Here is a 20940-nt window from a genome sequence, read left to right on the forward strand (position 1 = left end):
ATCCTCCCCACCCTTTTATAAAGGGCGCTCCGCTTTCTCTAACCGAGTCACCGATGTCAGCCCCGGAGAGTTCAACTGTACATTTGTCATATACACCTTGTAATACCCTCCCGATTCAATGGAAGCCATATAATCATCCATTGATTGATCCTTATTCGGAGACTCTGAAAGCGCCAATTTTCCACACTCCCGAGTCTCTATACGACCGACTCGAGTATAGTCATTGTTACCTCCAGTATCACCGCCAGCACGGTATTCTGCCCAGGCTTTCTCGACCGTGCAGTACTTGTACTTCCCCTCACTATCATCACCAAAAATACGTGCCAAATATCCCGGAAGAAACAAAAGTAAAAAGGCTGCAATAATTAATAAAACAGTGCTAACCATCCCTTTCCGCCTTTTAGTACGTTGGGTACCTTGCTGTGCCATGACAACTCCTAGAGCTTCTACCGCAGTATTGTGGGAGTAAACAACTGGCTATAATCATAATTCTGCACCTTAATCGCCGCGATCTGCTGAGAATCAGCAACCAGGACTATTTCTCCTTCTGAGGTTTGAGAGCCTTATAACCGCTCAAAAACAGTAAAACAGCAAGCGCAGTGTTAAAAGCACCGACTCCTATCATGGAAAGACTACTGACCGAGTTATTCTTGGTATCCGCTACCAAAAGTACAAGCCCTAAAATGGCTGCCGCACACGACGGTATTCCTAACAGCAACCCAAACACAAGGTACTGACGTGCGCTAGAGCGATCCATGACAGAAGGATCATTGATGTTTTCATTGCCCGTATCATCAGAGTATTGCATATGCCTCTCCTAAAACCCTTAGGCATCTTTGAAACCACTCTTTCAGCAATTTAGCTAACAACCCAATCAATGCAGGAGGCACCACAACCTACCTTCCCTCAAATCCCTGCTCCCTTTTTTATGAAGGACGTTCTGCCTTCTCAAACCTTGTCACAGAAACAGTCTTAGCATCCGGCATCTGAATATTAAGAAGAGTCACCTTATAGTACCCACCAACCTCCAAAGACCCCACATAATCATCCATTGACCGACCAGGATCCGGGGAATCTGTCATATACAAATTCCCGCACTCTTTTGTCTTAAAATCTGCTACACGCTTATAATCCGTATTCCCCGAGACCAGACCACCCCGATCGTGCACATCAACATGCTCGAGGGTGCAGTACTTATAATTCCCCGCACTATCATCACGCGAAAGAAAATAATATAAAGACCACACAACACCAAAAACTACAGCAAAAAATAAGAACGATACTATAGTGTCTTTAATATCCTTTTTTCTCTTATCTCCCATTCCCAACTATTCCTTCCTGCAGACACTATTGGCCAATGAACCCAATTCATAAAACTCCATGCACGGCATCAGAAACATATCTATTCCTTTGAAACCATAGATGCCCCCTCTAGGAATATTCGTGTTTGGTGTCTATCGCAGGATGGGAGGCGTATACAGGTTCCGTATCCCAGTCTGAATACCATCCTTAGCCTTCGTCATGGCAGCCTGCGTAGTCTGCACAGAATTAACCAAACGTGCACGGTTAAGAGCGGCAGTAGACTCATCCATCTTAGTCCCACTTCTCACCCCAGACTTCACCATATCTTTACCGAACCCCGACAGCGCTTTCTCGCCCATATCGCTCGCTTTGAACTCCTTCTGGTACGCGACAGTCTCAGCAGTGTATCTGGTAGCCTCACGCACACTACCACCAGCATTATTGGCAAGAGGTGAAACACTGGCAGCGCCCAACAGTGGGTAAAGAACGACCCGCCGCCTGCACATGCGATACGTGGTACTTATTTCGACAGGTAACTATAAAAATTTTGAAATGCTAGTGTATAGAAATACTTTACAGGTGTAATATGCGACATATTTTAGATATTTTCATCACATTCAATTACCTAGGATTTTTGTGTGAATGACCTGTTCTCGCTATATAAACAGCGGGGTCTTGACTTATTTTGGCTCTGCAGGCGGCGCGACACGAAAAATAAAGATTTGATAAAGGCGCGACAGTGTCCTTGACCACCTGCAAAAAGTAAACCTAAACTACACCATGTAGTTCTGTTACCGAAGACAGAACCCAACCACGTGAAAGGAAACGCCCATGAGCGATCGCGTCCTTAGTTCCCAAGCCGCCAAAGATGCCATCCAGAAAATTCAGAGCATCATCAACGGTGGACTCACCGAGCAGATCAACGCTCTCAATAACGAAGGCCAGCAGCTTTCTGATCCCAATAACTGGGATGGACCCCTAGCATCAACTTTCCGTGAGACCACTTGGCCTCACACTCACCAGTCTCTGCAGAAGGCTTCCGACGATCTCACTGAGTTGAATAAGAACCTGCAGCAGATCGCTAATAACATTTTCCAAGCAGGCGGCGGCGCATAAGAAAACTCTGTTTTTCACACGCACGCAAAGCTTCCCCTGGTACAGGCGTATACACCCGTCTCATAGCCGGGGGGAGCTTTTCGTCTCTAACAACTCTCTAAAGTGTACCCGTGCTGCATATACGCCTAACCTGTATGCGCGGTGCTGCGCATCCCATCTCCCATTACCGACATTCCTTTACCCTAATTTTCTTCCGTGAAAGAGCCTAAGCCATGTTTGAACGCGCTGATATTGACCACAGTACCGTAGACCTTAAATTTGATGATGCAACAGCTGATGCCTTGATGAAGGTCTGCCGTGACGCAGCTTCTGCTCTTGAAGAAAAGATTCCAGCTCAAAAAACTGCAGCCGATACTGCTCTGCAAGAATTCAAGGGGCACTTCTCCGAAGTTTATAAGCGCAATATTGAGGTGGCTGTCGATAACGGTACGGCAATTGCCGGTCGTTTAAGGCAATTTGCGGATGGCGTACAGAAGCTCAAAGACTCTGCCGCTCGTGAGCGTGAAAACCGCCGCAAGATGCGCGATTACGAAGAGAACACTCCGGAGGTTGTTAAGGGAGCCATTGAATGGGCAGGATGGGGACCTAAAGTTGATCATGAAGAAGCTCCAACTTTTAACACTGACGCGCCAGAAGCTGCAAAACGTGAACACCCTGCTCCTGCAGCAAATGCTGGAAACCCTTCTGATACCTCATCAGCGAGGCCATCAGACTTAAGGTCAAGCTCTACAGTCTCTCAAAGTCTTCATGATGATTTTCAAACTACTCCCAACAGTATCCGAGCTAAAGCTGCCGATTTTAAGGATAAATGTCAGTGGGGTACTGCAGACTGCGAACCAATCCTACAGCCCTTTGAAGCCTGGGTTACTGCCAACGAAAGCGAAGCTAAATGGGCTCAGGTTGTTGCCGATGCTTTTGCTACGGCAGGTTCTGAGCATGAAATCAACAAGCTTAGTAACCAAACTATTCAGCAATATCTAGAGAGCCATGGAGTGGCAAATTACAATCGTGAAGATTTGAAAGTTCCTGCCGCTTCGTTGGAAGGTCGCGCAACCTCCAGCGGCTATGCGAATGACCCGGTCAACGTTGCGACCGGTAACTTTATCGAAGAGGAAATCGATATTGCGTTTAGCAACCTCGCTTCCTCGTGTGCCGTCACGCGCATGTACAACAGTTTGGCTGTGCACGGTAATGGCGATGATTTACCGCCGCTGGCTGGGGTTTTCGGCCCGGGCTGGTCTTCTAACCTTGATACGGTTCTGAATTTCTCTGATGAAGGCGCTACCTGGATTATGCCGGACGGCCGTCACCTGTTCTTTGCCCGCGCTGGTGAAGGTTTTGCGCGGGTTGAGACCGATCCCTACTGGCTTACTCGCACTGGTGCCAGCGAAATCGCCACCACACCTATGGGGCGGTTCATCCTGGAGACCTGTGCTTTGAGCACTGAAGCTGACCTGTATATCATCTCTGATAACCAAGGTCACCAGTGGTTCTTCACTCTCACCGGCGCATGGCTTGGCTCCACGGGCGGAGAAGGCACCACTTTGGCGGTCACGCGCGTTGCTGACGGGCTTATCTCATCCCTGGTGCATGAGTTGAACCGTTCCATCACGTTCGACTATGTGGATGGGCTCGTCGCGGTAGCACGAACCTCGGCAGGGGAACGTATCGAATACGCCTACGCCCCCGCAGGCAGTACCGCTGCCGGGCACCTGGTATCCGTAACCAGCGGTGCAGGAACACGCACCTACGAACACGATGACAACGCGCTAATCCACCGCGTGATTGCTGCAGACGGTACCGTCGAGGTGACCAACACCTATGATGAGTCTGCCCGAATTGCACATCAGCACACTGAGTACGGTCGCGATGTGCGGTACCTGTACCTTGACGGCGGAGTGACCGAAGTTGCTGATGAAGACGGATCCCAAGCCAATGTGTGGATTAGTGATGACAGCGGCCGCCTAACCGCAATTATTGACGCTGACGGTGGGCGCACATCCTTCGGGTATGACCGGTTCAGCAACCGTATTCGGGTGATTGACCGTGATGGTTCTCGTACAACCCGCATCAGCGACAGCCGCGGACGTATTACCCGCGATGTTACCCCAGAGGGCCAAGATACCCGCTACGCTTACGATGAGTACGATCGCGTGACAGCGGTATCTATATCGGCGTTTGAAACGGACCCGAAGAAACGCTATGCAGCCACCCAGGCGCGCCGCAATGCAGCGGATGCTGAGGCTGATAACGGTGAGGTCACTCCGATCTCAACGATTACTTACGAGTACGCTAACGCTTGGGATCACAATCCCTCCCGCGTTGTCGATGCCCTGGGCGGGGTCACCGAACTAAATTGGGAGGGCGGCTTGCTGACCTCCCTGACCGGCCCTGAAGGGGTCAGCATGACTCTGAATTATGACGAGTTTGGTAACCTGACCAGCTTTGCCGACCAAGAGGGCAACACAACCTCGTTCACCTATACCGCTGCCGGGCACCTCGCTCAGGTTATTACTCCGCTAGGGCTCACAACCTCGTTCACCCATGACGCGGCTGGCAATATTACCGGGCGGCAAGACCCTGACGGTTCCCGCTGGAAGTTCGAGTACACCGCTGGTCGTCGTTTGGTCGCAGTCATTGACCCCTCTGGTGCACGCACGGGCTATGAGTACGGGCCCAGCGGTGATATGACTGCGGTTATCGATCCACTCGGTCGCCGCACCGAACGCACCTTTGATGAAAACGGAAACGTCGCCACAGTAACCCTGCCCAATGGGGGCGTGTTCTCGTATGTGTGGGATGGACTCTCACGGCTTATTCGTACGGTCGATCCTGCCGGTGGTCACTGGGAGAACACCTATGACGCCGCCAGCGTGCTCACGAAGATGACGGACCCAACTGGGGTACGCGTGCGTACTCAGGCAGATCGCAAGAGCGGTAGTGTTACCAGCTGGGACGGCACCGACGGCGTACGGGTTAAGTTTGACCATCTTGGCCGCCCCGTCGCGCGTGAAGAAATCTTCTCCCCGACTGAGGCAGCCCAGGAAGCTCCTAAAGCACGGGCAGAAAAAACCGATACCCCCGAGTCAGCCGCCGAGCTGGTAGTTTACGATCCGGCCGGTAACCCGGTGGAAATCCTGGATGCCGAAGGTGGTCTGACCCGGTACGAATACAACCTCGCCTCCCAGCTTGTGCGTCAGGTTTCGCCTGTGGGGCGTATTACCGCATACACGTATAACAGCTGTGGGCGTTTGGATTCTGTTACTGAGGGCGCTGAAACCGCCGAGGCTGTTACGACTCGGTATTCCTATGATGCCGACGGGCGTCTGACCGAGCGGAACCTGCCCGGTATGAGCGAGAAGATTACGTATGACGCAAACTCGCGGGTTGTCTCGGTTATTGGCGGTTCTGGCGGGGACGTGTTCTACACGTATGATGCGTGTGGACGTGTGCGCAGCATTCGAGACGCTGCCTGGGGTACCCGCAAGTTTAGCTATGATGCCGCCGGGCAGGTTACCGAAGTCACCAATGGTCTTGGCGGTGTTACCCGGTATACCTACGATGAGGCTGGCAATGTCACGAAGGTGACGGATCCTGCTGGGCGTATCACCACCTATGAGTACGATGTGCTCGGGAACATGGTGAAGACGATGGATCCTGCCGGCGCTATAACCTTGTATGAGTACGATGCTGCTGGTCGTGTATTGCGTGTGGTCGATGCAGCCCAGAAGGTGCATGCGTGGGGCTACGACAGCTCTGGCGTGGCATGTACGTATTCGGTGGATGGTAACGAACAGCTGCGGGTAGATCGTGATAACCGTACTCGGTCGGTGACGGTCACTGATTATGCCGCCGGTATTCCCGCCGATGACCGTGACGAAAACCTGCCGTGGGTATCTCGGTATGAGTTGGATCGGCTCGGACGTATCACCGCGGTAGCACGCTCGTGGGGCGGGGCCCAGTCTGCCGCTTCCGGTAGTGGCGCGTATGAGCTGTCGTATGCATATGATGCCGACGGTTACCGCACTGGGTTTACCAGTCCGTACGGTGCACTGGCCTATACGCGGAACGCGGTGGGGAATATTAGTGCTATCACGAATACTGATACGGGTGAGCAGTCTTCGCTTGGTTATGATGCCGCCGGTGCGCTTATCCGGGCGCAGGTAGCCGATACGGTGCGCTCGTGGACCTATGACGGTCACGGCGCGATAACGGGGTACTCAGAAACCGCTGCGGATGCTGATAACTCTGCCGATGTGCGGGTTGAGGTTATTCGTGATGAAGCTGGCCGGATTGTGGGAGTAGATTCTGCCGCCGGGCTTATTACGTATTCCTATGATGGCGCCGGTCAGTTAGTATCTGCCCGCCGCGGAAACGAGCGGATGTCTTGGGTGTGGGATGCCGCTGGGTGCCTAATCCGCGAAGAATACACCCAAAACACTGCTGCTGGTGAAGACGCTACCGATGAGGCTGCTGGTTGGGTGCGTGTGCTGGTGTATGATGATGCGGCACAGGTGCGTGCGATCGGCACCTACACCGCCGCTAGTGTTGCGGATAATGCCGATTCTGATTCTGGTGCTGAGCAGGTGCGAGAGTTCCTCTCCGGTGGGAACGCTAGCGAGTTTACAGCCCAGTTGCCTGAGCATGTGGATCTGAATTTTGCCAGTGATGGGCGCACGGTCGAGGGGCTGCCGCTGACCTTGGTGCGGTTGTATTCCTATGATGCTGTTGGTCGTCGTTCGGGTGAGGTTGCCTCGGATGGGTCTTCGGTGACGATGGGGTATAGCCTGGCGGGTAGTATTGCCTCGATGACCACAGCGGATAGCGGTTCGTGTGCTCGGGTGCAGGTGGCTGTCGGAGTAGCAGGTGACGTTGCCGGTATTTCTTCTCTTGCTTCGGGGTGGGCTCCGGTGGTAATGGACCCGACGGCGGAGGTGCCGACTGTGGTGGGTGTGGGCGAGATGCCTGTGCCGACCCCGGGTGTGAGCATGCTGGGTGCCTCTGCTTCTGGTGGTTCCGGCGTGCGTGGTACTTCGTCGTCGGTGCTTGCCGGTGGTGCCGGTGTTCTGGGTGGTTTCACCTCGAATGCTGGGGTGTCTTCTGTGCCTGGGCTGGCTTCTTCGGCGGGGTTGTTGGATCCGTTCCAGTTACCGACCACGCCTCTGATGGGTTCTGATGCTGCCGTTGCTGGTGCCGTGCCGGGTGTGGGTATTAATGCTTCCGGTGCACTCACGGTTGGTGGGTTTGCGCTGATGGGCGCTCGAGTGGCTGACCCGGTGAGTAGGTCGTTTACATCTCGGGATCCGCTTCTGCCGGTACCTGGTGCTGGTTGGGTGGGTAACCCGTACTCGCTAATCGGGAATAATCCGGTGGGACTAGTAGACCCGTGGGGCTTGTCGCCGATTTCTCGTGAGGAATTGGATAAGGCCCGGTACGAGAAGAGCGCTGCTAAATGGCTCGACGACCACTCAGAGGGTATCAAAACCTTCTTAACTGTAGTCGGCACTGTTCTTGCGATTGGGGCTGTTTTTGTTACTGGTGGTGCCGCCCTTATTGTGCTGGGTGCAGTATCAGGTGGCATGCTGGCTGCTGCCGATGCGATGGATAAGAATAAAGGCCCTGATGGGCGCATTAACTGGGGCAATGTGGCTATTGCTGGTGGAATTGGTGCTGCCTTTGGTGCGGCTGGTGGTGCTATCGGTAAATATGGTGGGAAATATCTTGCTAAAGGTGTGGGCAAGTTTAAAGCCCCCGCTAAGGCAGCCACTGAATATGGACAGAGGTTAACTCGAGGAGTACGTACTAATATTGCTGTGAACGCGGGTAATGGTGCTATGGCAGGTTTTGTGTACGGGTTTAAAGACCCTGTGATTGGGTTTGCCACGGGCAACGATAAGTATAAGTACGATCTTAGGGCACATATTGCTTCTACTGTTGCTGGTGGTGTTGCTGGTGGTTTAGGTGGCCTTAGTGGTCCTGCCGCTGGTAGTACGATTAAAGCTTATAATTCGAATTTAACTACCACTGGTCCTGCCCAGAAAGCTATTCAGGCTACCTATAATGGTCTCATTGGTGCTGGTTCATCGGTGTTAGAAGATGCTATGGCGGGTAAAGAGATATCACCTGCTAAGGCATTGTACTCAGGCGTAACAGGTGCTGGTACAACGTTTAACCCGTCATTATCAGGAACGAATGAACCGCATACTATACGGCAGATGGGTGTTAATCAGCCTCGGTCGCTCCATGGGGTAGGTAACTCTAAGACGGGTGTCGGTCTGATGAATGCATCGGCTGCTGGTACGGCTCATGGAACGGTGTCAGGCAATGGTAAGGACGGCTTTTCTCAGCTGACCGAGCAGTGGTTTGGCATGAAGTAATTAAAAATTATAGTCTTGGGGGTGTGACATGCAGATATGTGTAGTACACCCCAAGGCGTATGTTTTGGTAACTTATTTTGCTAGAAGATTTAAAAGCTACGGTGAAGAGGGGTGTTGGGTATGGGTCCTGCGTTTTATGGTCTGCTCGGTGGGTTCTTGGTGAACATCATGCCCGGGGCCAAACGTAAACAAGGACTAGAAACCCTAAATGTGGAACAGCATCGCCCACCGATTGCCTATATCATCAGCTATGGGTTTCTCTTTATCGCGTTTATTGGACTCCCCGTATACTTCTGGATGAGATATAGATATGACCCCATAGGATACGCCCTTATATCCATTATTGGGTTTGGTCCTATCGCCCTGATATTTACGGCTCATTGTCATAACTATTACCACTGTTTCACGGAAACTGGGATCCGCTGGCGTAACTGGCGACGGAAAGTGCGGTACTTCGACTACCACAGCATCTACAAAGTCTCCTATGAACAGACGAGGAAGAACGGGTGGGTGAAGATTAGAAGTACCCAGCTGCCTAAACGTATCAAGTTGGGGTTTGATACGAATCAGTTTGATGCCACGATTCTTTATGCTCAACTACAGTATCGTGTGGAGACTGGTGCTTGGGTGCAGGTGTGGGAGGATGAACGATTCCAGCAAATCCTCTCTGGTAGGCCGGGGGTACGGTTTTTACAGGATCATGCTTGGGTTAAACCCCTCGAAATCCCCCGTGAGAATGGGTAGGGTTCTTTGAGTTCTGACGCTTCTGTGTTGTTTGCGATGGTTTTGTCTCGGGTGGAGCATAAGGAGTGGCCGCAGAACCTGAACGCGCAGCAGGTTGAGGAGTTGGTGGCTGGGTTTGGGTCGTATGAGAAGATGTTTGGGCGTATTGAGCAGTTGGCGTATGAGAAAAAACTCAAACTAGACTGCGCCTATGACCCCGTTTTGTTTGGGGCGAGGTGGCAGATATTAATTGTGCGGGCACTCCGGTCTTGTCTCGGAGCGCCCGCATATGTCATGTACGATGAGATCCGGTGTGGGTTTTCGTAGGAAGGTAAAATCAGCCCTGATAGGTTCCGTCAGAAATATATCTCTGTGATAGCTCCCGTTTAGTAGATAATTTTTAAATAGGGTTTTACATGATATGGGTTATATCAGGATAGAAAGATAGGTAAAATATCATGCTTGATAAGATTCTTATCGGTGCAGCAGCTGGGGCAGCTACCCAGGCGATGCCTGGTGTGAATAATCAAACAGGAACCCTGCCTCTAAATAGAATACAGGGCAGGCCCACCCTTCTTGGTGTATTCGGGTGGGCGGGTATAGCTTTATCCCTTGTCATCCTGCCGTTGTATTTTGATATCACCACAAAGTTTGATATTGCAAATCATGTTATTAGCCTTTTTGTGGGCATAATACCTGCTATTGCTCTTATTAATTATTATATTTTCTTTATATGCTACCAGAAAGATCGTATAATTTGGAGAAATTGGAGGGGTAAGAAGCGTTTTATTCGGTATGACAGTATCAAATATTTTAGTTTTGCAGATACTAATAAAGGAGGATGGGTACGCTTCAAAAGCTACGAGCATCGTGTGCTGTTTCGGTATCTAGTTTTTAAGTTTTCCCATGCTCAGTTTGATAGTGATGTTCTGTACGGACATATTATGTACAGGTCAAAGTGTGGACGATGGCCTATGTCATGGGAAGAACTCGAAGAAAGCGGATTTCTTGCGCCTGGGGTTGCTTGTGATTATGTGCGGTCACAGTTATATTTCAAATTCTAAAAAATCTATGTGCAAAAAGGTAGCGGGAAAGGAAATAGGTTATACCTGCGGCACATATAAATATATATGGTACTATTTATAATAGAATAAAAAATTTAAGAAGGTGATTACACAATGATAAAACTATTAAAGTCAAATCTTTCATGGTTCCGACAGAAATATATTATTGTGTTTGTGCCGTTGGGATTTTTATTATTTTTTGGTATATATTTTGGGGTTTCGGCTCACAATAAGAATAATCCAATCATTAAGGAATGCACTGTTACCAAAACCGAGGTCAAAAGACAGGATTCGGTATTAGCCAACTCTCCAGAAACCACGTATAGCCTGTATATAGACTCATCGAACTGCCCTCAGATGGTATGGTCCGATATTGGTGAGAAAGACGCAAACTATTATCATAATCTACTAAAAGAAGGGAAGAGCTACAAATTTGGGCTTCCCAGGATTGTCCTCTTTCCTGGTACTGAAAATAGTATTGTGAGGATCTATGGCAACGGATCTTAGAGATTTATGAGAAGTAAGAATGTTAAAGAAACATTGGTAACATGCATCATTGTTGTCGTTGCTGTAAGCTTTTATGCGTTTTTATATTTTCTTTCACGTAATGATAGTGCAGGGACTTACAAGTACTGCACCCTCGAGCATGTTGATGTGCACGATCGGGGTGGTCTGGTCTCGGGGAATACGGATTATAAGCGTGTAGCAGATTTTAAGACAAAAGAGTGCGGGAATTTACATATGTCGGATTCTCCTGATCCAAAGAAGTCTATGGACGAGTATGCGGGATCTTTGGAGGTCGGCGGGTACTATAAGGTGACACTGCTGGATTTTCAGGTTTTTAACTCTGGGTCTACGTCTGTGACGAAGTTTGAGAAGGCAGAACGTCCTTCATAAAAAGGGAGCAGGGATTTGAGGGAAGGTAGGTTGTGGTGCCTCCTGCGTTGATTGGGTTATTGGCGGGTCTTTTCGTTCGGAATGTTCCCTCGCTGAAACGTACGATGGGTCAGCCCGTGCTCGGGGTCAAACAGCACCGCCCAAAGCTTGCTTTCATGATTAGCTATGTGCTTTTAATGGGAGGATTAATTGCGATGCCTTTATATGTAACCATCATGCATGGCAAGCCCTTAGCTTCTTTTATTCTTGCATTTGTTATATGTGGTCCCGTTGTGATCCCAATGGTGAATCATTGTCATACGTTTTATATCCAGCAAACCCTCTCGGGGGTGTACTGGCGTAATTGGCGGTGGAAGATTCGGTATATGCCATATGAGAGCATCAGCGAAATCCTGCTGCAAAGTAATGGGAAGAACGGGTACCTGAGGGTACGCAGCCGCAATATCAAGCGAGTGCGGCTGAGTTTTGATCCGTGGCAGTTTGATGCATCTATCTTATTTGCGATGGTTTTGTCTCGGGTGGAGCACAAGGAATGGCCACAAAACCTGAACGCCCAGCGGGTTGAGGAGTTGGTGGCTGGGTTTGGGTCGTATGAGAAGATGTTTGAGCGTATTAAGCGGTTGTGTTATGAGAGGAAACTCAAACTAGACTAGCCTTAGCCTAAGCTGTTTCGTCTTAAGATAAAGGTGACTTTAGTGGATCTCGATGTTCTTCTCTATAAATGGTTCCTCATGATTACAGGTGCGGTGCTTACTGTCTTATTTTTCGTCTGTACCATATTTTGCACCTTTATGGGGCCAGGGATAGGCTGGGGCGCGTTGATGTTTGTGAGTATGTTGATCAGCATTGGGGTGTTCTATACCGGTTGGGATACGGGCCGGAACCGACCGGAAGAGCAAGAACCTCAGAGCCAAGAGGCCGCTGATGTAGAGCATCATGAAGAATCATAACCAGTGTCTAATATTGGCTAGGGGTGTGTTCGTGTATTCTGCGTGAGCACACCCCTCTTGCTCTATTTATGCCCTGATGAGGCCACCAAAGCTCTCTGAAAGTACATGATGAGCATATAAGGAAAATACAGTTGAAAAGATGTATCAGCAGATATGGCGGGTTAGAGAGGGCTATGAGATGGAAAACGGTATCTTAGGTGGGCTGCTCGGCGGCCTACTCGTCGGAGCTATGCCCGGCATCCAACGTAAAGGTTCACATGTCTCCGTCGGGGTGAGGCAACACCGCCCGCGCTTTGTCCTCTACCTCGGATGGGGAATTTTTCTCTTCTTTCTGATTCCATTCCCCATATTTCTAGATATTATGTACGGTTTCGATATCGGGATGCATATTTTTGTATTTATAGTAGGTTGCCCTCTGGGCTTGGTTGCAATCATTAACTATTACATGCTCTATATCCGGTTTGATGAGCACTCGGCCACTTGGCGTAACTCCCTCGGACGCACCTATACCGCACCGTATACCTCGATTGATAGGTTCACGTATCTGGATAACAACCGCAACGGGTGGATTCGTATTATTTTCCGGGATCAGGGCAAGCGTAAGCGGCTGAGTTTTGATCCGGGGCAGTTCGATGGCACGGTGATTTTTGGTCATATTTTGTATAAGGTGCGTACGGGGGAGTGGGCTTCTTCGGTGCAGCAGTTGTCGGAGTCTGGGTTTTTAGAGGGTCGGGAGTCGTTTGAGGCGTTACGAGAGATCCGATTCGTACGCAACTTACAAGCCTCAGCACCTCATACCGCGTAATCCCCAAGCGCATCAGCAAAACCTGTAATCTCCCCGCACCCGTGGGAACATAGCTTGCCCTAAATGGGTTCTTCCGGTGTATGCACTCTATAATAAATAGGCAATAATCACCGACTGAAAGATAACAACATGCTGACTACTTCTGTATCCCGCCGCGGCGCTCTAGGCATCTTGGGTCTTGGTTCTGCCGCGTTCTTGGCGGCGTGCTCCTCCTCTAACTCGAACGGCAACGGCGGGGACTCCGGCACATCGGCTTCCTCGACGAGCACCCGCAGCGACTACAGCGGCGAGGCTAAAATCGATAAGTTTGATACCTCAGCTGGCACCTACGAGCCCGCAACTCGTGAGACTCCCGCAAAGAATGTTCCCAAGCCCATCAAGCCGGAGAATATGAACGAAAACTCCGTCGCGGGTCTGTACTCTTCGATCGCATTCATTGGCGCGGCTTTGCAGTACGCACTGCAGACCGGCGATGTATCTCTGATCAAAGAAAGCGCTATGAGCGATGAGGATAAAGAAACCACATTGTCGAGCTCTCTGTTTACGGCTATCCAGAATGAAAAGAACTGGCTTGCAGACCCTAAACTTGTGATGAACTTTGTGGACGCTCAGCCTAAGGAAGAGAACGGCACTTACACGTGGCCAGTAAACGTGAGCATGTCTCAGGGGGAGTATGCCGTGCACGATGGTGAGACTGTAGACCTTCCTGAAGATCGTCGGAAATATACTCAGAAGATTAACTTCACGGGTAAATACGACAATAACAAATGGAGTGTTGGGGGTTTCTACGGAACTGGTGGATCTGACAGCTCCGCATCCCACGATACCCAGGACAGCTAATCCTTAGCTCCGCATATAGAGCGGTGTCCCCGGAATTTCCATATTTTCCAGGGGACACCGCTTTTTGCATTAGGGGTTCAGAACCCTATGTGTAGAAACGGGCGGCAACCCGCGCTACCGCAAAGATTCAGTACCTAACGCACCCGTGTGAGAAGCCTTCTTGCCTTACCACAGGCTTGCGAAATCGAGCACCATACGCCCGTTGATCTTGCCTGCGTTCATCTCCTCGAAGATCTGCGGGGCCTCATCAACCTTGCGCAGCTGCACTACGGGAACCACCAGCCCGTCTGCGCCGAACTGGAACGCTTCGGCAAGATCCTGGCGGGTGCCAACCAACGAGCCGAGCACGCGAATACCGTCAAGAACGACCTTTGTAATAGACAGTTCCATCTTCTCGGGCGGAAGGCCCACAGCCACCACGCTACCCCCGGCACGCACGCTCTCAACCGCCTGGTTAAAAGCAACCCTCGATACTGCGGTCACCACGGCGGCTTGCGCCCCGCCGTCGGTTACCTCACGAACCTTCGCCGGTACATCCTCAACCTCACGACCGTTAATCGTGACGTCGGCGCCGGTTTCGGCGGCAAGTTGCAGCTTGTCATCGTTAATATCGACGGCAATAACCTTGGCACCGAAAACCTTCTTGGCGTACTGCACCGCCAGGTTGCCCAGCCCGCCAGCGCCGTAGGCGACCAGCCACTGACCGGGGCGTATCTGCGATTCCTTAATCGCCTTATAGGTGGTTACGCCCGCGCAGGTAATCGAGCTTGCCTGCGCCGCATCCAGACCTTCGGGAACCTTTACGGCATAGTCTGCCGTGACAAGGGCATACTCACTCATGGCACCGTCCACGGTGTAGCCCGCATTCTTGACGGTACGGCATAGGGTCTCCCTGCCGGAGGTGCAGTATTCGCAGTGCCCGCATCCCTGGAAGAACCACGCAATAGAGACTCGATCGCCGGGCTTGAGAGATTCAACGCCTTCACCAACTTCGGTGACAATACCAATACCCTCATGCCCCAGGATGCGCCCCGGAACCTCACCGAAATCACCAGCCGCAACGTGCAGGTCGGTGTGGCAGACGCCGGAGTACTCTAGCTTCACGAGCGCCTGACCGTGCCCCACCTCGGGCACGGGAACATCGGTGACATTTATCGAGCCATCAACAACGTCAGGGACAACTACAGCCTTCATGGGAACCTCCCGTGTACTAGCTCACTAACAATGTTCGTTTAATCGTAAAGCTCGTATAGAGACTTTTCTACAGTCCGGTGATATATTCAACCGCTAATACGGAATGGTACTCATGAGCGATTTTATGCCGTGCCGCAGCGCCTCTCTAGGAAGTCCACATAGAGAGCAAATAGATAACGAAATGATGAAGACGTGTCCAGGAGTCCGGGGTTCAACAAAGCTCTAAGATACAATCGACGTAATGTCTCTGGTATGGAGCAACAAACTGGGAAGTTGAGGCTTATCTTCCGCCCCTGACTGCGCAGTTTTGGGCAAAAAGATGTGCTGAGACCCGGAACCTCGCTCGTAACCGCATCCCTTGAGAGCACCGATGAAAGGGCAAACATGCCAACCCGTTTACCCCACCATATCTCCCGCCGCGCCGCCTTGGGTGTGCTGGGCGCAGGATCTGCCGCCGTCGTTGTCGGATGCGCCCCCGCCGTCAAACCCGCGGACCTCGGGCAGGGGAGCTCGTCCTCCGCGAGCTCATCGTCGTCAAGTGCTTCATCCTCCAGCTCATCATCGAGCGCATCTACTCTGCCCGGCAACTCGAAAAACACGGGCGATGTAAAACTCGAAAAGTACGACACATCCGCTGGCGAGCACCAGCCCGCAACCCGTACCGAGAAGCCGAAGAACGTTCCCAAACCCCTGCTCTCTGATAAAGCCAACGAGAAAACCATAGACGGACTTTACGAGAACATCGCCTATATCGCGGCCTCTATGCAGTACCTCTTCCAGACCGGCGATATGGAGCCTTTCGAGAAATGCGCTCTGGTGTCATCCGAAAAGTCGAGTCTGTCCAGTAACACTACTGCTTCAGAGATGTTCAAGATGATCAAAGAGGGGAATGCCTGGATGGACAACCCGACCGTTGTGTTCTCGCTGAACACCTCCACCCCGAGCAGCAGCGGCAGCTCTTACTCGTGGGGCGGCACGATGAAGATGAATATGGGTTCCTACATCGTTGTGAACTCCATGAGTAAAGATGTGGAGTCCAGTAAACAACACGTTGATACGGATATCACCTTCGAGGCCCTCTATTCGGGCAGTTCGTGGACTATTCGCAGCAGTGGGGGTGCTGCTGGAAGCGGCGGATTCTCCATCTAAAACATTGTTGTTTTAGCGGCTGGGGTTTCTTAGCCTCACTAGATTTATGCCTTATTCGCTTTGAATGAGGCACATATGAAAGGAAAAAGAATACTATGTCATCGTTGATCGTGACTCGCCGTAACGCAGCGCTGGGTGTGCTGGGTGCTGGCACCGCGGCCGCGCTCGCAGCATGTTCTTCGTCGAACTCAAACTCAAACTCCAGTGGCGGCTCGTCAAGCTCCAGTAAGTCGGAACCCGCTAAGGATTACAAAGGCGAGGTCAAGTTCGACAGCTTCGATACGTCGGCGGGGGAGTACGTGCCCGCGACCCGTACCGAGCCCGCGAAGAACGTTCCTGTTCCGAAGCTGCCGGAGAACGCTAACGAAAAGTCCGTTGAGGCTTTCTACGCGCATATCGGTTACTACGCTGCATGCATGCAGTATTTGTTCGTTACGGGTGACGACGGGCCTTTCCGTAAAGGGGCTTATAAGGAAGATGAAGTCCAACTTATATATCAAGATCCCACTTGGTCTCAGGTTCTTCCGAAGGTTAAAAACAAGGAGATGTGGTTGGGTAATCCTACAGTTACGATCGAGACTCTCACCGCACAGCCAGAAATTAACGGGGATCGTTATAAGTGGTCTCTTCAACTGAGCATGAACATAGGCGAATTTACGGCTACTCCTGAGGAAGTGAACGATATTCCGCCTGGGGAAGGATATGTGAAAGTCCCAGGGGCATTTATTGGTACTTACTCTGATAACAAGTGGAGCGTTGCTACCACTCAAACTGGTAATACCGAAACCGTTAGTCCGAAAGCCAAGTCAAACGGCTAACTTTGAAGCCCCGCAAGATTTCTACAATCTTGCGGGGCTTTTGTAATCTCAACCACCGCTCCCGGAACTTGACCGATTCACAAATAGTCGGAAAGTAACCGGTGAAATTCTTTGGCGCATTATGCGGAAACATACCGTATTCTAAATTCTAAGACCCTAGAACGGCAGATATACGGGCTCCCGCAGTCCCGATACACTAGAGTAGAGAGAAACACCCATGGCGAGTTCATGCGCTCGCCACCCGTGCTTCCCGCAGTCGCCTGCCCTGCGGCGTTACGGAAGCCCCGAAAGGAACAACACCATGTCACCTCATGATGTAACCCGCCGTGCCGCACTAGGCATCGTTGGCGCTGGCTCTGTCATTGCTCTTGCCGGATGCGCCGCCTCCGTAAAACCCGTCGATGCCGCCGCTAGCGGCTCTTCAAGCTCTTCATCGTCCGCGTCAAGCTCATCGTCCTCATCCTCTGCTTCCGCCTCAGCCTCGTCTTCCGCTTCGTCCTCTGGAAGCTCGAAGAATTACAGCGGAGTCGTCAAACACGAAAAGTTTGATAAATCAGCGGGCGAGTTTGAGCCCGCAACGCGCGAACAGCCGGCGAAGAATGTCCCAATTCCGCAGATGGACGATCAAGCAAAAGAAAATTCGGTCGATGGGTTTTACGCCAATATTTCGTTTATCTCTGCGTCAGTTCAGTACTTGCTTGAAACAGGGGATGATGGGCCTTTACAGAAGACTGCGCTATCAGACAGCGATAAAGAGTCCTTTTTCAAAGATAATGAAGGCAATAATGTTATGGACGCTATTAAATTGAAAGAAATGTGGTTTGGTAACCCAACCGTAACCATTACTCTAGATACTCCTCAGCCAACAAAAAGCGGTGACTCGTATCGGTGGCAAGGTAAGACGGATATATCCTACGGTGAGTATGTTGCCGCTAGTTCAGGTTTCGCTGAGGACACTCCTGCCTCAGAACAGCACATCAAAGCTTCTTCCATGCTCAGAGGAACGTACACAAACGGCAGTTGGCAGATAAATTACCTTGTAGGATCTTCGAAATAGCTTTCTAGAGTTGAGTTAACCACAATAATATAGCTGGTCCCGCACGCATCGTATTGATGCATGCGGGACCAGCTTTTGCTATTAGTACTATGCGCACAGAAGCATTCCAAAGACAGCTCTTACCGCCATAAAGAAGAATAAAACCGCCGCTATGTACACCTTGACGTGCCGCTATTGAATACGTGCACAGCACGCCAAATTTTTAGATAAGGTACCTTTTTACAGGGTCGATAACATCGCGCGGGGTGCGTGCCGCACCGGGCAGCGGGTCTCCAATAGCCCGAAGCTCCCAGCCGCGACCTACGCGTGCCAGCAGGGCTACCATGAGCCCCGTATGCGAGCCCTTTTCCGTCATCGAAAAACGTGCCATCTCCTGGCGGGTAGCAACGTTTTCAACGCGCACAAAGGCGTTGTCAACGTTGCTAAATTGGTCCCCGGAATATGAGGTAATCACCAGTGCCAAGAAAGCAACGCGCGCATCCACGCCCGGGAGGTTAATATCAATAACCTCGTCGTCGCCTTCGCCTGCACCCGTCAGGTTATCTCCGTGGTGAATAATAGAACCATTGACCGAGCGTAACGACCCGTAGAAAACGACCTCAAGCAGGTTACCGGCTGCATCATAGCCGATCACGGAAGCATCCAGATCGACCGCTTTCTCTTTGATACGCCCAAAGAGCCCCTTGGTTTTAATGGGATCCCAGCCTAAGCCCAAACGAACCTGGGTGAGCGAGCTGTCTTTCGAGAGATCTAGTTTCTGGCCTTTTGACAGGTTAATAGCCACAGTGCCTGTACCCTTCGTTAGTTATGTAGTTATGTGGTAATAAAAATACGGTGGGCGGATGCGCGGCGCACGCTGCGTCCGCATCGTCGCCCACCGCGTTGCTTGAGGGCTATGTGCCCTTGATCCTGCGGTTATGTGCTCTGCACCGGAGCGTCAGGTTCTGCAGTCTTTTCCGCGAGTGCTGCCTCCGCATGGTTTGCCTTGCGGGAGGAGATAATCGACCCGGCGATAAAGACGATGCCGGAAAGGCCGATCACGTAGTCGGGAATATCCCACTTGAGGGTTGCCAGAAGCATAAGCGCGAGAACGCCGATAGCCCAGTGCGCGCCGTGGTCCAGGTAGCGCAGCTCTTGAAGGGTTCCCTTTTCGACCAGGTAAATGGTCATCGACCGCACGAAGAGCGCGCCCACGCCCAAACCGATAGCAATAATAATGGGGTCTGAGGTTACCGCGAATGCGCCGAGAACGCCATCGAAGCTGAAGGAGGCATCAAGAACTTCTAGGAAGATAAACATGGAGAATGCTGCTTTACCGGTAAGTACGGCAACATTCGCCAGGGATTCTTCTTGAGATTCGTTTCGGTCTTCCATAAAGGTTGCCAGGCCGTTGGTCGCCAAGAAGGTGAGCATGCCCAGAAGCCCCGAGAGCAGAATGGTGTACTGTTCATGATGCTCGGCACCGAAAAGCTGAGAAGCCGTCACTAAGATAACCCCGGAAACCAATACAGGCATGGAATCAAAGTGCCCGGCTTTGGCGAGCGGTTTCTCGATCACGGATAGCCAGTGGACATCCTTACCCGCCTCGAAGAGGAAGGAAAGGAAGAGCATGAGCAGGAACATGCCGCCGAAGGAAGCGATGGTGTGGTGGGCGGATTCCAAAATGTACCCGTAGGTTCCGGGCGTATGCGGGTCGCCGCGTTCCATTGCAAGGTTCCAAGCTTCAACCGGACCTACGTTGCCTGCCAGGCAGACGATCAGGAAGGGGAAGATAAGACGCATACCAAAAACAGCGACTAGCACACCGACTGTCAAGAAGATATTGCGCCATGCATGCGACATTTTGTCTAGGTATTTTGCGTTCACACCCGCGTTGTCGAATGAGAAAACGATCTCAAGGACAATCAGGATCGCGGCGGATACCATGCCGACAATACCACCATAAAAGGCGGCACCTATAAGTGCCGCAAGGGTAATCAAGAGGTCGTATTTGAAGAATTTTAATAAAGCCATGAGGGCAGAAGGCTCTCCTTCGCGTTAGAGATAAGGCAGGTTGTTAAACGGTGAAACCGTAGGAGGTCAGCAGATGCGGCAGACCACCGGTGAATGGATCTTCTACGGCTTTGAAACGCCATTCGCCGTTGTGGCGGTACACCATCGCGAAGAGTACAGCGGGCGCTGCCGAGCAGTCTTCGGAAAGGTCGTAACGAGCGATTTCTTCATTCGTGTCGTCGTTTATTAGACGTACATAAGCGTTACGTACTACACCGAAATTCTTACCGGTTTTTTCGCCTTCGTAGATGGAGGCGAGGATGTGAAGGCGCTGTACCTTTGGGTCTACTTTATCGAGGTTCACGATAATGGTCTCATCGTCACCTTCAGCATCGCCAGTGCGGTTGTCACCGGTGTGGACGACCGCGCCGTCAAGGCTGGTGGGATTGTTAAAGAAGATGAGGGATGCATCGTCAAAAAGGATCCTGTCATTTTCGTCGGTGATCATGACGGATGCGTCAAGGTCATAGGCTTCACCCGCGAGGGATAGGTCCCAACCCAGGCCGATGGTGAGGTTTTTCAGGCCCGGTGCCTCTTTGGTGAGATTGATGGGGTTTCCTTTGGTGAGCTTAATAGCAGCCACTATATTTTCCTTT

21 protein-coding genes are annotated in these 20940 nt (G+C 51.3%); 13 read left to right on the forward strand and 8 right to left on the reverse strand.

Annotated elements, in window-relative coordinates; all coding sequences use genetic code 11:
- Positions 1-15: 15 nt before the first annotated feature.
- From HMPREF3016_RS02815 to HMPREF3016_RS02830, 4 genes are all read right to left on the reverse strand, one after another.
- Positions 16-429, reverse strand: coding sequence for a hypothetical protein (locus HMPREF3016_RS02815; protein WP_070740027.1), 414 nt, complete (start codon positions 427-429; stop codon positions 16-18).
- Between the two features lie 106 nt (positions 430-535).
- Positions 536-808 (reverse strand): hypothetical protein, encoded by a 273-nt coding sequence (locus HMPREF3016_RS02820; protein ID WP_070740030.1) that lies wholly within the window; start codon positions 806-808, stop codon positions 536-538.
- A 118-nt stretch (positions 809-926) separates the two neighbouring features.
- On the reverse strand, positions 927-1082 hold the full coding sequence (locus tag HMPREF3016_RS11245) for a hypothetical protein (RefSeq protein ID WP_246828434.1): 156 nt from the start codon (positions 1080-1082) through the stop codon (positions 927-929).
- 372 nt (positions 1083-1454) lie between these two features.
- Entirely contained in the window at positions 1455-1727 is a 273-nt protein-coding gene (locus tag HMPREF3016_RS02830) for a hypothetical protein (protein ID WP_070740036.1), read from the reverse strand.
- Positions 1728-2133: 406 nt separating this feature from the next.
- Between HMPREF3016_RS02830 and HMPREF3016_RS02835 the strand changes: the two genes are divergently transcribed.
- The 10 genes from HMPREF3016_RS02835 to HMPREF3016_RS02885 all read left to right on the forward strand — a co-directional run bounded on the left by HMPREF3016_RS02835 (position 2134) and on the right by HMPREF3016_RS02885 (position 14074).
- Positions 2134-2418, forward strand: a complete 285-nt coding sequence (locus HMPREF3016_RS02835) for a pyrophosphorylase (protein ID WP_070740039.1) — start codon at positions 2134-2136, stop codon at positions 2416-2418.
- A 212-nt stretch (positions 2419-2630) separates the two neighbouring features.
- The gene (locus HMPREF3016_RS02840; RefSeq protein ID WP_246828435.1) at positions 2631-8795 is read left to right on the forward strand and encodes a DUF6531 domain-containing protein; all 6165 of its coding nucleotides are present in this window, start codon (positions 2631-2633) and stop codon (positions 8793-8795) included.
- A 120-nt stretch (positions 8796-8915) separates the two neighbouring features.
- On the forward strand, positions 8916-9539 hold the full coding sequence (locus HMPREF3016_RS02845) for a hypothetical protein (protein ID WP_070740043.1): 624 nt from the start codon (positions 8916-8918) through the stop codon (positions 9537-9539).
- Between the two features lie 6 nt (positions 9540-9545).
- Positions 9546-9845, forward strand: coding sequence for a hypothetical protein (locus HMPREF3016_RS02850; RefSeq protein WP_080972566.1), 300 nt, complete (start codon positions 9546-9548; stop codon positions 9843-9845).
- Positions 9846-9976: 131 nt separating this feature from the next.
- Positions 9977-10582 carry a hypothetical protein gene (locus tag HMPREF3016_RS02855; protein WP_048751569.1) on the forward strand — a complete coding sequence of 202 codons (606 nt, stop codon included), beginning with the start codon at positions 9977-9979 and terminating at the stop codon, positions 10580-10582.
- 741 nt (positions 10583-11323) lie between these two features.
- On the forward strand, positions 11324-11479 hold the full coding sequence (locus HMPREF3016_RS11250; RefSeq protein ID WP_239664722.1) for a hypothetical protein: 156 nt from the start codon (positions 11324-11326) through the stop codon (positions 11477-11479).
- Positions 11480-11514: 35 nt separating this feature from the next.
- Positions 11515-12132, forward strand: a complete 618-nt coding sequence (locus HMPREF3016_RS02870; RefSeq protein ID WP_246828436.1) for a hypothetical protein — start codon at positions 11515-11517, stop codon at positions 12130-12132.
- A gap of 42 nt (positions 12133-12174) precedes the next feature.
- Positions 12175-12429, forward strand: coding sequence for a hypothetical protein (locus HMPREF3016_RS02875; protein WP_048774533.1), 255 nt, complete (start codon positions 12175-12177; stop codon positions 12427-12429).
- A gap of 139 nt (positions 12430-12568) precedes the next feature.
- The gene (locus tag HMPREF3016_RS02880) at positions 12569-13234 is read left to right on the forward strand and encodes a hypothetical protein (protein ID WP_246828437.1); all 666 of its coding nucleotides are present in this window, start codon (positions 12569-12571) and stop codon (positions 13232-13234) included.
- Positions 13235-13363: 129 nt separating this feature from the next.
- Positions 13364-14074, forward strand: a complete 711-nt coding sequence (locus tag HMPREF3016_RS02885; RefSeq protein WP_048752498.1) for a DUF6318 family protein — start codon at positions 13364-13366, stop codon at positions 14072-14074.
- Positions 14075-14239: 165 nt separating this feature from the next.
- On the opposite strand, the gene adhP is transcribed toward HMPREF3016_RS02885, so the two are convergent.
- Entirely contained in the window at positions 14240-15268 is a 1029-nt protein-coding gene (adhP, locus tag HMPREF3016_RS02890) for an alcohol dehydrogenase AdhP (RefSeq protein WP_048752496.1), read from the reverse strand.
- Between the two features lie 384 nt (positions 15269-15652).
- On the opposite strand from adhP, the gene HMPREF3016_RS02895 reads away from it, so the two are divergent.
- The 3 genes from HMPREF3016_RS02895 to HMPREF3016_RS02905 all read left to right on the forward strand — a co-directional run bounded on the left by HMPREF3016_RS02895 (position 15653) and on the right by HMPREF3016_RS02905 (position 18292).
- The gene (locus HMPREF3016_RS02895; protein WP_239661991.1) at positions 15653-16417 is read left to right on the forward strand and encodes a DUF6318 family protein; all 765 of its coding nucleotides are present in this window, start codon (positions 15653-15655) and stop codon (positions 16415-16417) included.
- Positions 16418-16512: 95 nt separating this feature from the next.
- Positions 16513-17235, forward strand: a complete 723-nt coding sequence (locus HMPREF3016_RS02900) for a DUF6318 family protein (protein ID WP_048754659.1) — start codon at positions 16513-16515, stop codon at positions 17233-17235.
- Between the two features lie 301 nt (positions 17236-17536).
- A complete protein-coding gene (locus HMPREF3016_RS02905; protein ID WP_070740049.1) occupies positions 17537-18292 on the forward strand; it encodes a DUF6318 family protein in 756 nt (251 codons plus the stop codon).
- A 202-nt stretch (positions 18293-18494) separates the two neighbouring features.
- On the opposite strand, the gene HMPREF3016_RS02910 is transcribed toward HMPREF3016_RS02905, so the two are convergent.
- The 3 genes from HMPREF3016_RS02910 to HMPREF3016_RS02920 form a co-directional block, all read right to left on the reverse strand.
- Positions 18495-19076: a TerD family protein gene (locus HMPREF3016_RS02910; protein ID WP_070740052.1), complete on the reverse strand. Its 582-nt coding sequence runs from the start codon at positions 19074-19076 to the stop codon at positions 18495-18497.
- Positions 19077-19207: 131 nt separating this feature from the next.
- Positions 19208-20305, reverse strand: a complete 1098-nt coding sequence (locus HMPREF3016_RS02915; protein WP_070535756.1) for a DUF475 domain-containing protein — start codon at positions 20303-20305, stop codon at positions 19208-19210.
- Between the two features lie 43 nt (positions 20306-20348).
- Positions 20349-20927: a TerD family protein gene (locus tag HMPREF3016_RS02920; protein WP_070535753.1), complete on the reverse strand. Its 579-nt coding sequence runs from the start codon at positions 20925-20927 to the stop codon at positions 20349-20351.
- Positions 20928-20940 lie beyond the last annotated feature (13 nt).

The sequence above is a fragment of the Rothia sp. HMSC065D02 genome (assembly GCF_001815285.1).
Taxonomy (GTDB): domain Bacteria; phylum Actinomycetota; class Actinomycetes; order Actinomycetales; family Micrococcaceae; genus Rothia; species Rothia dentocariosa.

Bases quoted from the DNA above. Each gene is read 5' to 3' on its own strand.
- HMPREF3016_RS02815 (WP_070740027.1), bottom strand. From the start codon at position 429: ATGGCACAGCAAGGTACCCAACGTACTAAAAGGCGGAAAGGGATGGTT.
- HMPREF3016_RS02820 (WP_070740030.1), bottom strand. From the start codon at position 808: ATGCAATACTCTGATGATACGGGCAATGAAAACATCAATGATCCTTCT.
- HMPREF3016_RS11245 (WP_246828434.1), bottom strand. From the start codon at position 1,082: ATGACAGATTCCCCGGATCCTGGTCGGTCAATGGATGATTATGTGGGG.
- HMPREF3016_RS02835 (WP_070740039.1), top strand. From the start codon at position 2,134: ATGAGCGATCGCGTCCTTAGTTCCCAAGCCGCCAAAGATGCCATCCAG.
- HMPREF3016_RS02840 (WP_246828435.1), top strand. From the start codon at position 2,631: ATGTTTGAACGCGCTGATATTGACCACAGTACCGTAGACCTTAAATTT.
- HMPREF3016_RS02845 (WP_070740043.1), top strand. From the start codon at position 8,916: ATGGGTCCTGCGTTTTATGGTCTGCTCGGTGGGTTCTTGGTGAACATC.
- HMPREF3016_RS02855 (WP_048751569.1), top strand. From the start codon at position 9,977: ATGCTTGATAAGATTCTTATCGGTGCAGCAGCTGGGGCAGCTACCCAG.
- HMPREF3016_RS11250 (WP_239664722.1), top strand. From the start codon at position 11,324: ATGTCGGATTCTCCTGATCCAAAGAAGTCTATGGACGAGTATGCGGGA.
- HMPREF3016_RS02880 (WP_246828437.1), top strand. From the start codon at position 12,569: ATGTATCAGCAGATATGGCGGGTTAGAGAGGGCTATGAGATGGAAAAC.
- HMPREF3016_RS02885 (WP_048752498.1), top strand. From the start codon at position 13,364: ATGCTGACTACTTCTGTATCCCGCCGCGGCGCTCTAGGCATCTTGGGT.
- adhP (WP_048752496.1), bottom strand. From the start codon at position 15,268: ATGAAGGCTGTAGTTGTCCCTGACGTTGTTGATGGCTCGATAAATGTC.
- HMPREF3016_RS02895 (WP_239661991.1), top strand. From the start codon at position 15,653: ATGCCAACCCGTTTACCCCACCATATCTCCCGCCGCGCCGCCTTGGGT.
- HMPREF3016_RS02900 (WP_048754659.1), top strand. From the start codon at position 16,513: ATGTCATCGTTGATCGTGACTCGCCGTAACGCAGCGCTGGGTGTGCTG.
- HMPREF3016_RS02905 (WP_070740049.1), top strand. From the start codon at position 17,537: ATGTCACCTCATGATGTAACCCGCCGTGCCGCACTAGGCATCGTTGGC.
- HMPREF3016_RS02915 (WP_070535756.1), bottom strand. From the start codon at position 20,305: ATGGCTTTATTAAAATTCTTCAAATACGACCTCTTGATTACCCTTGCG.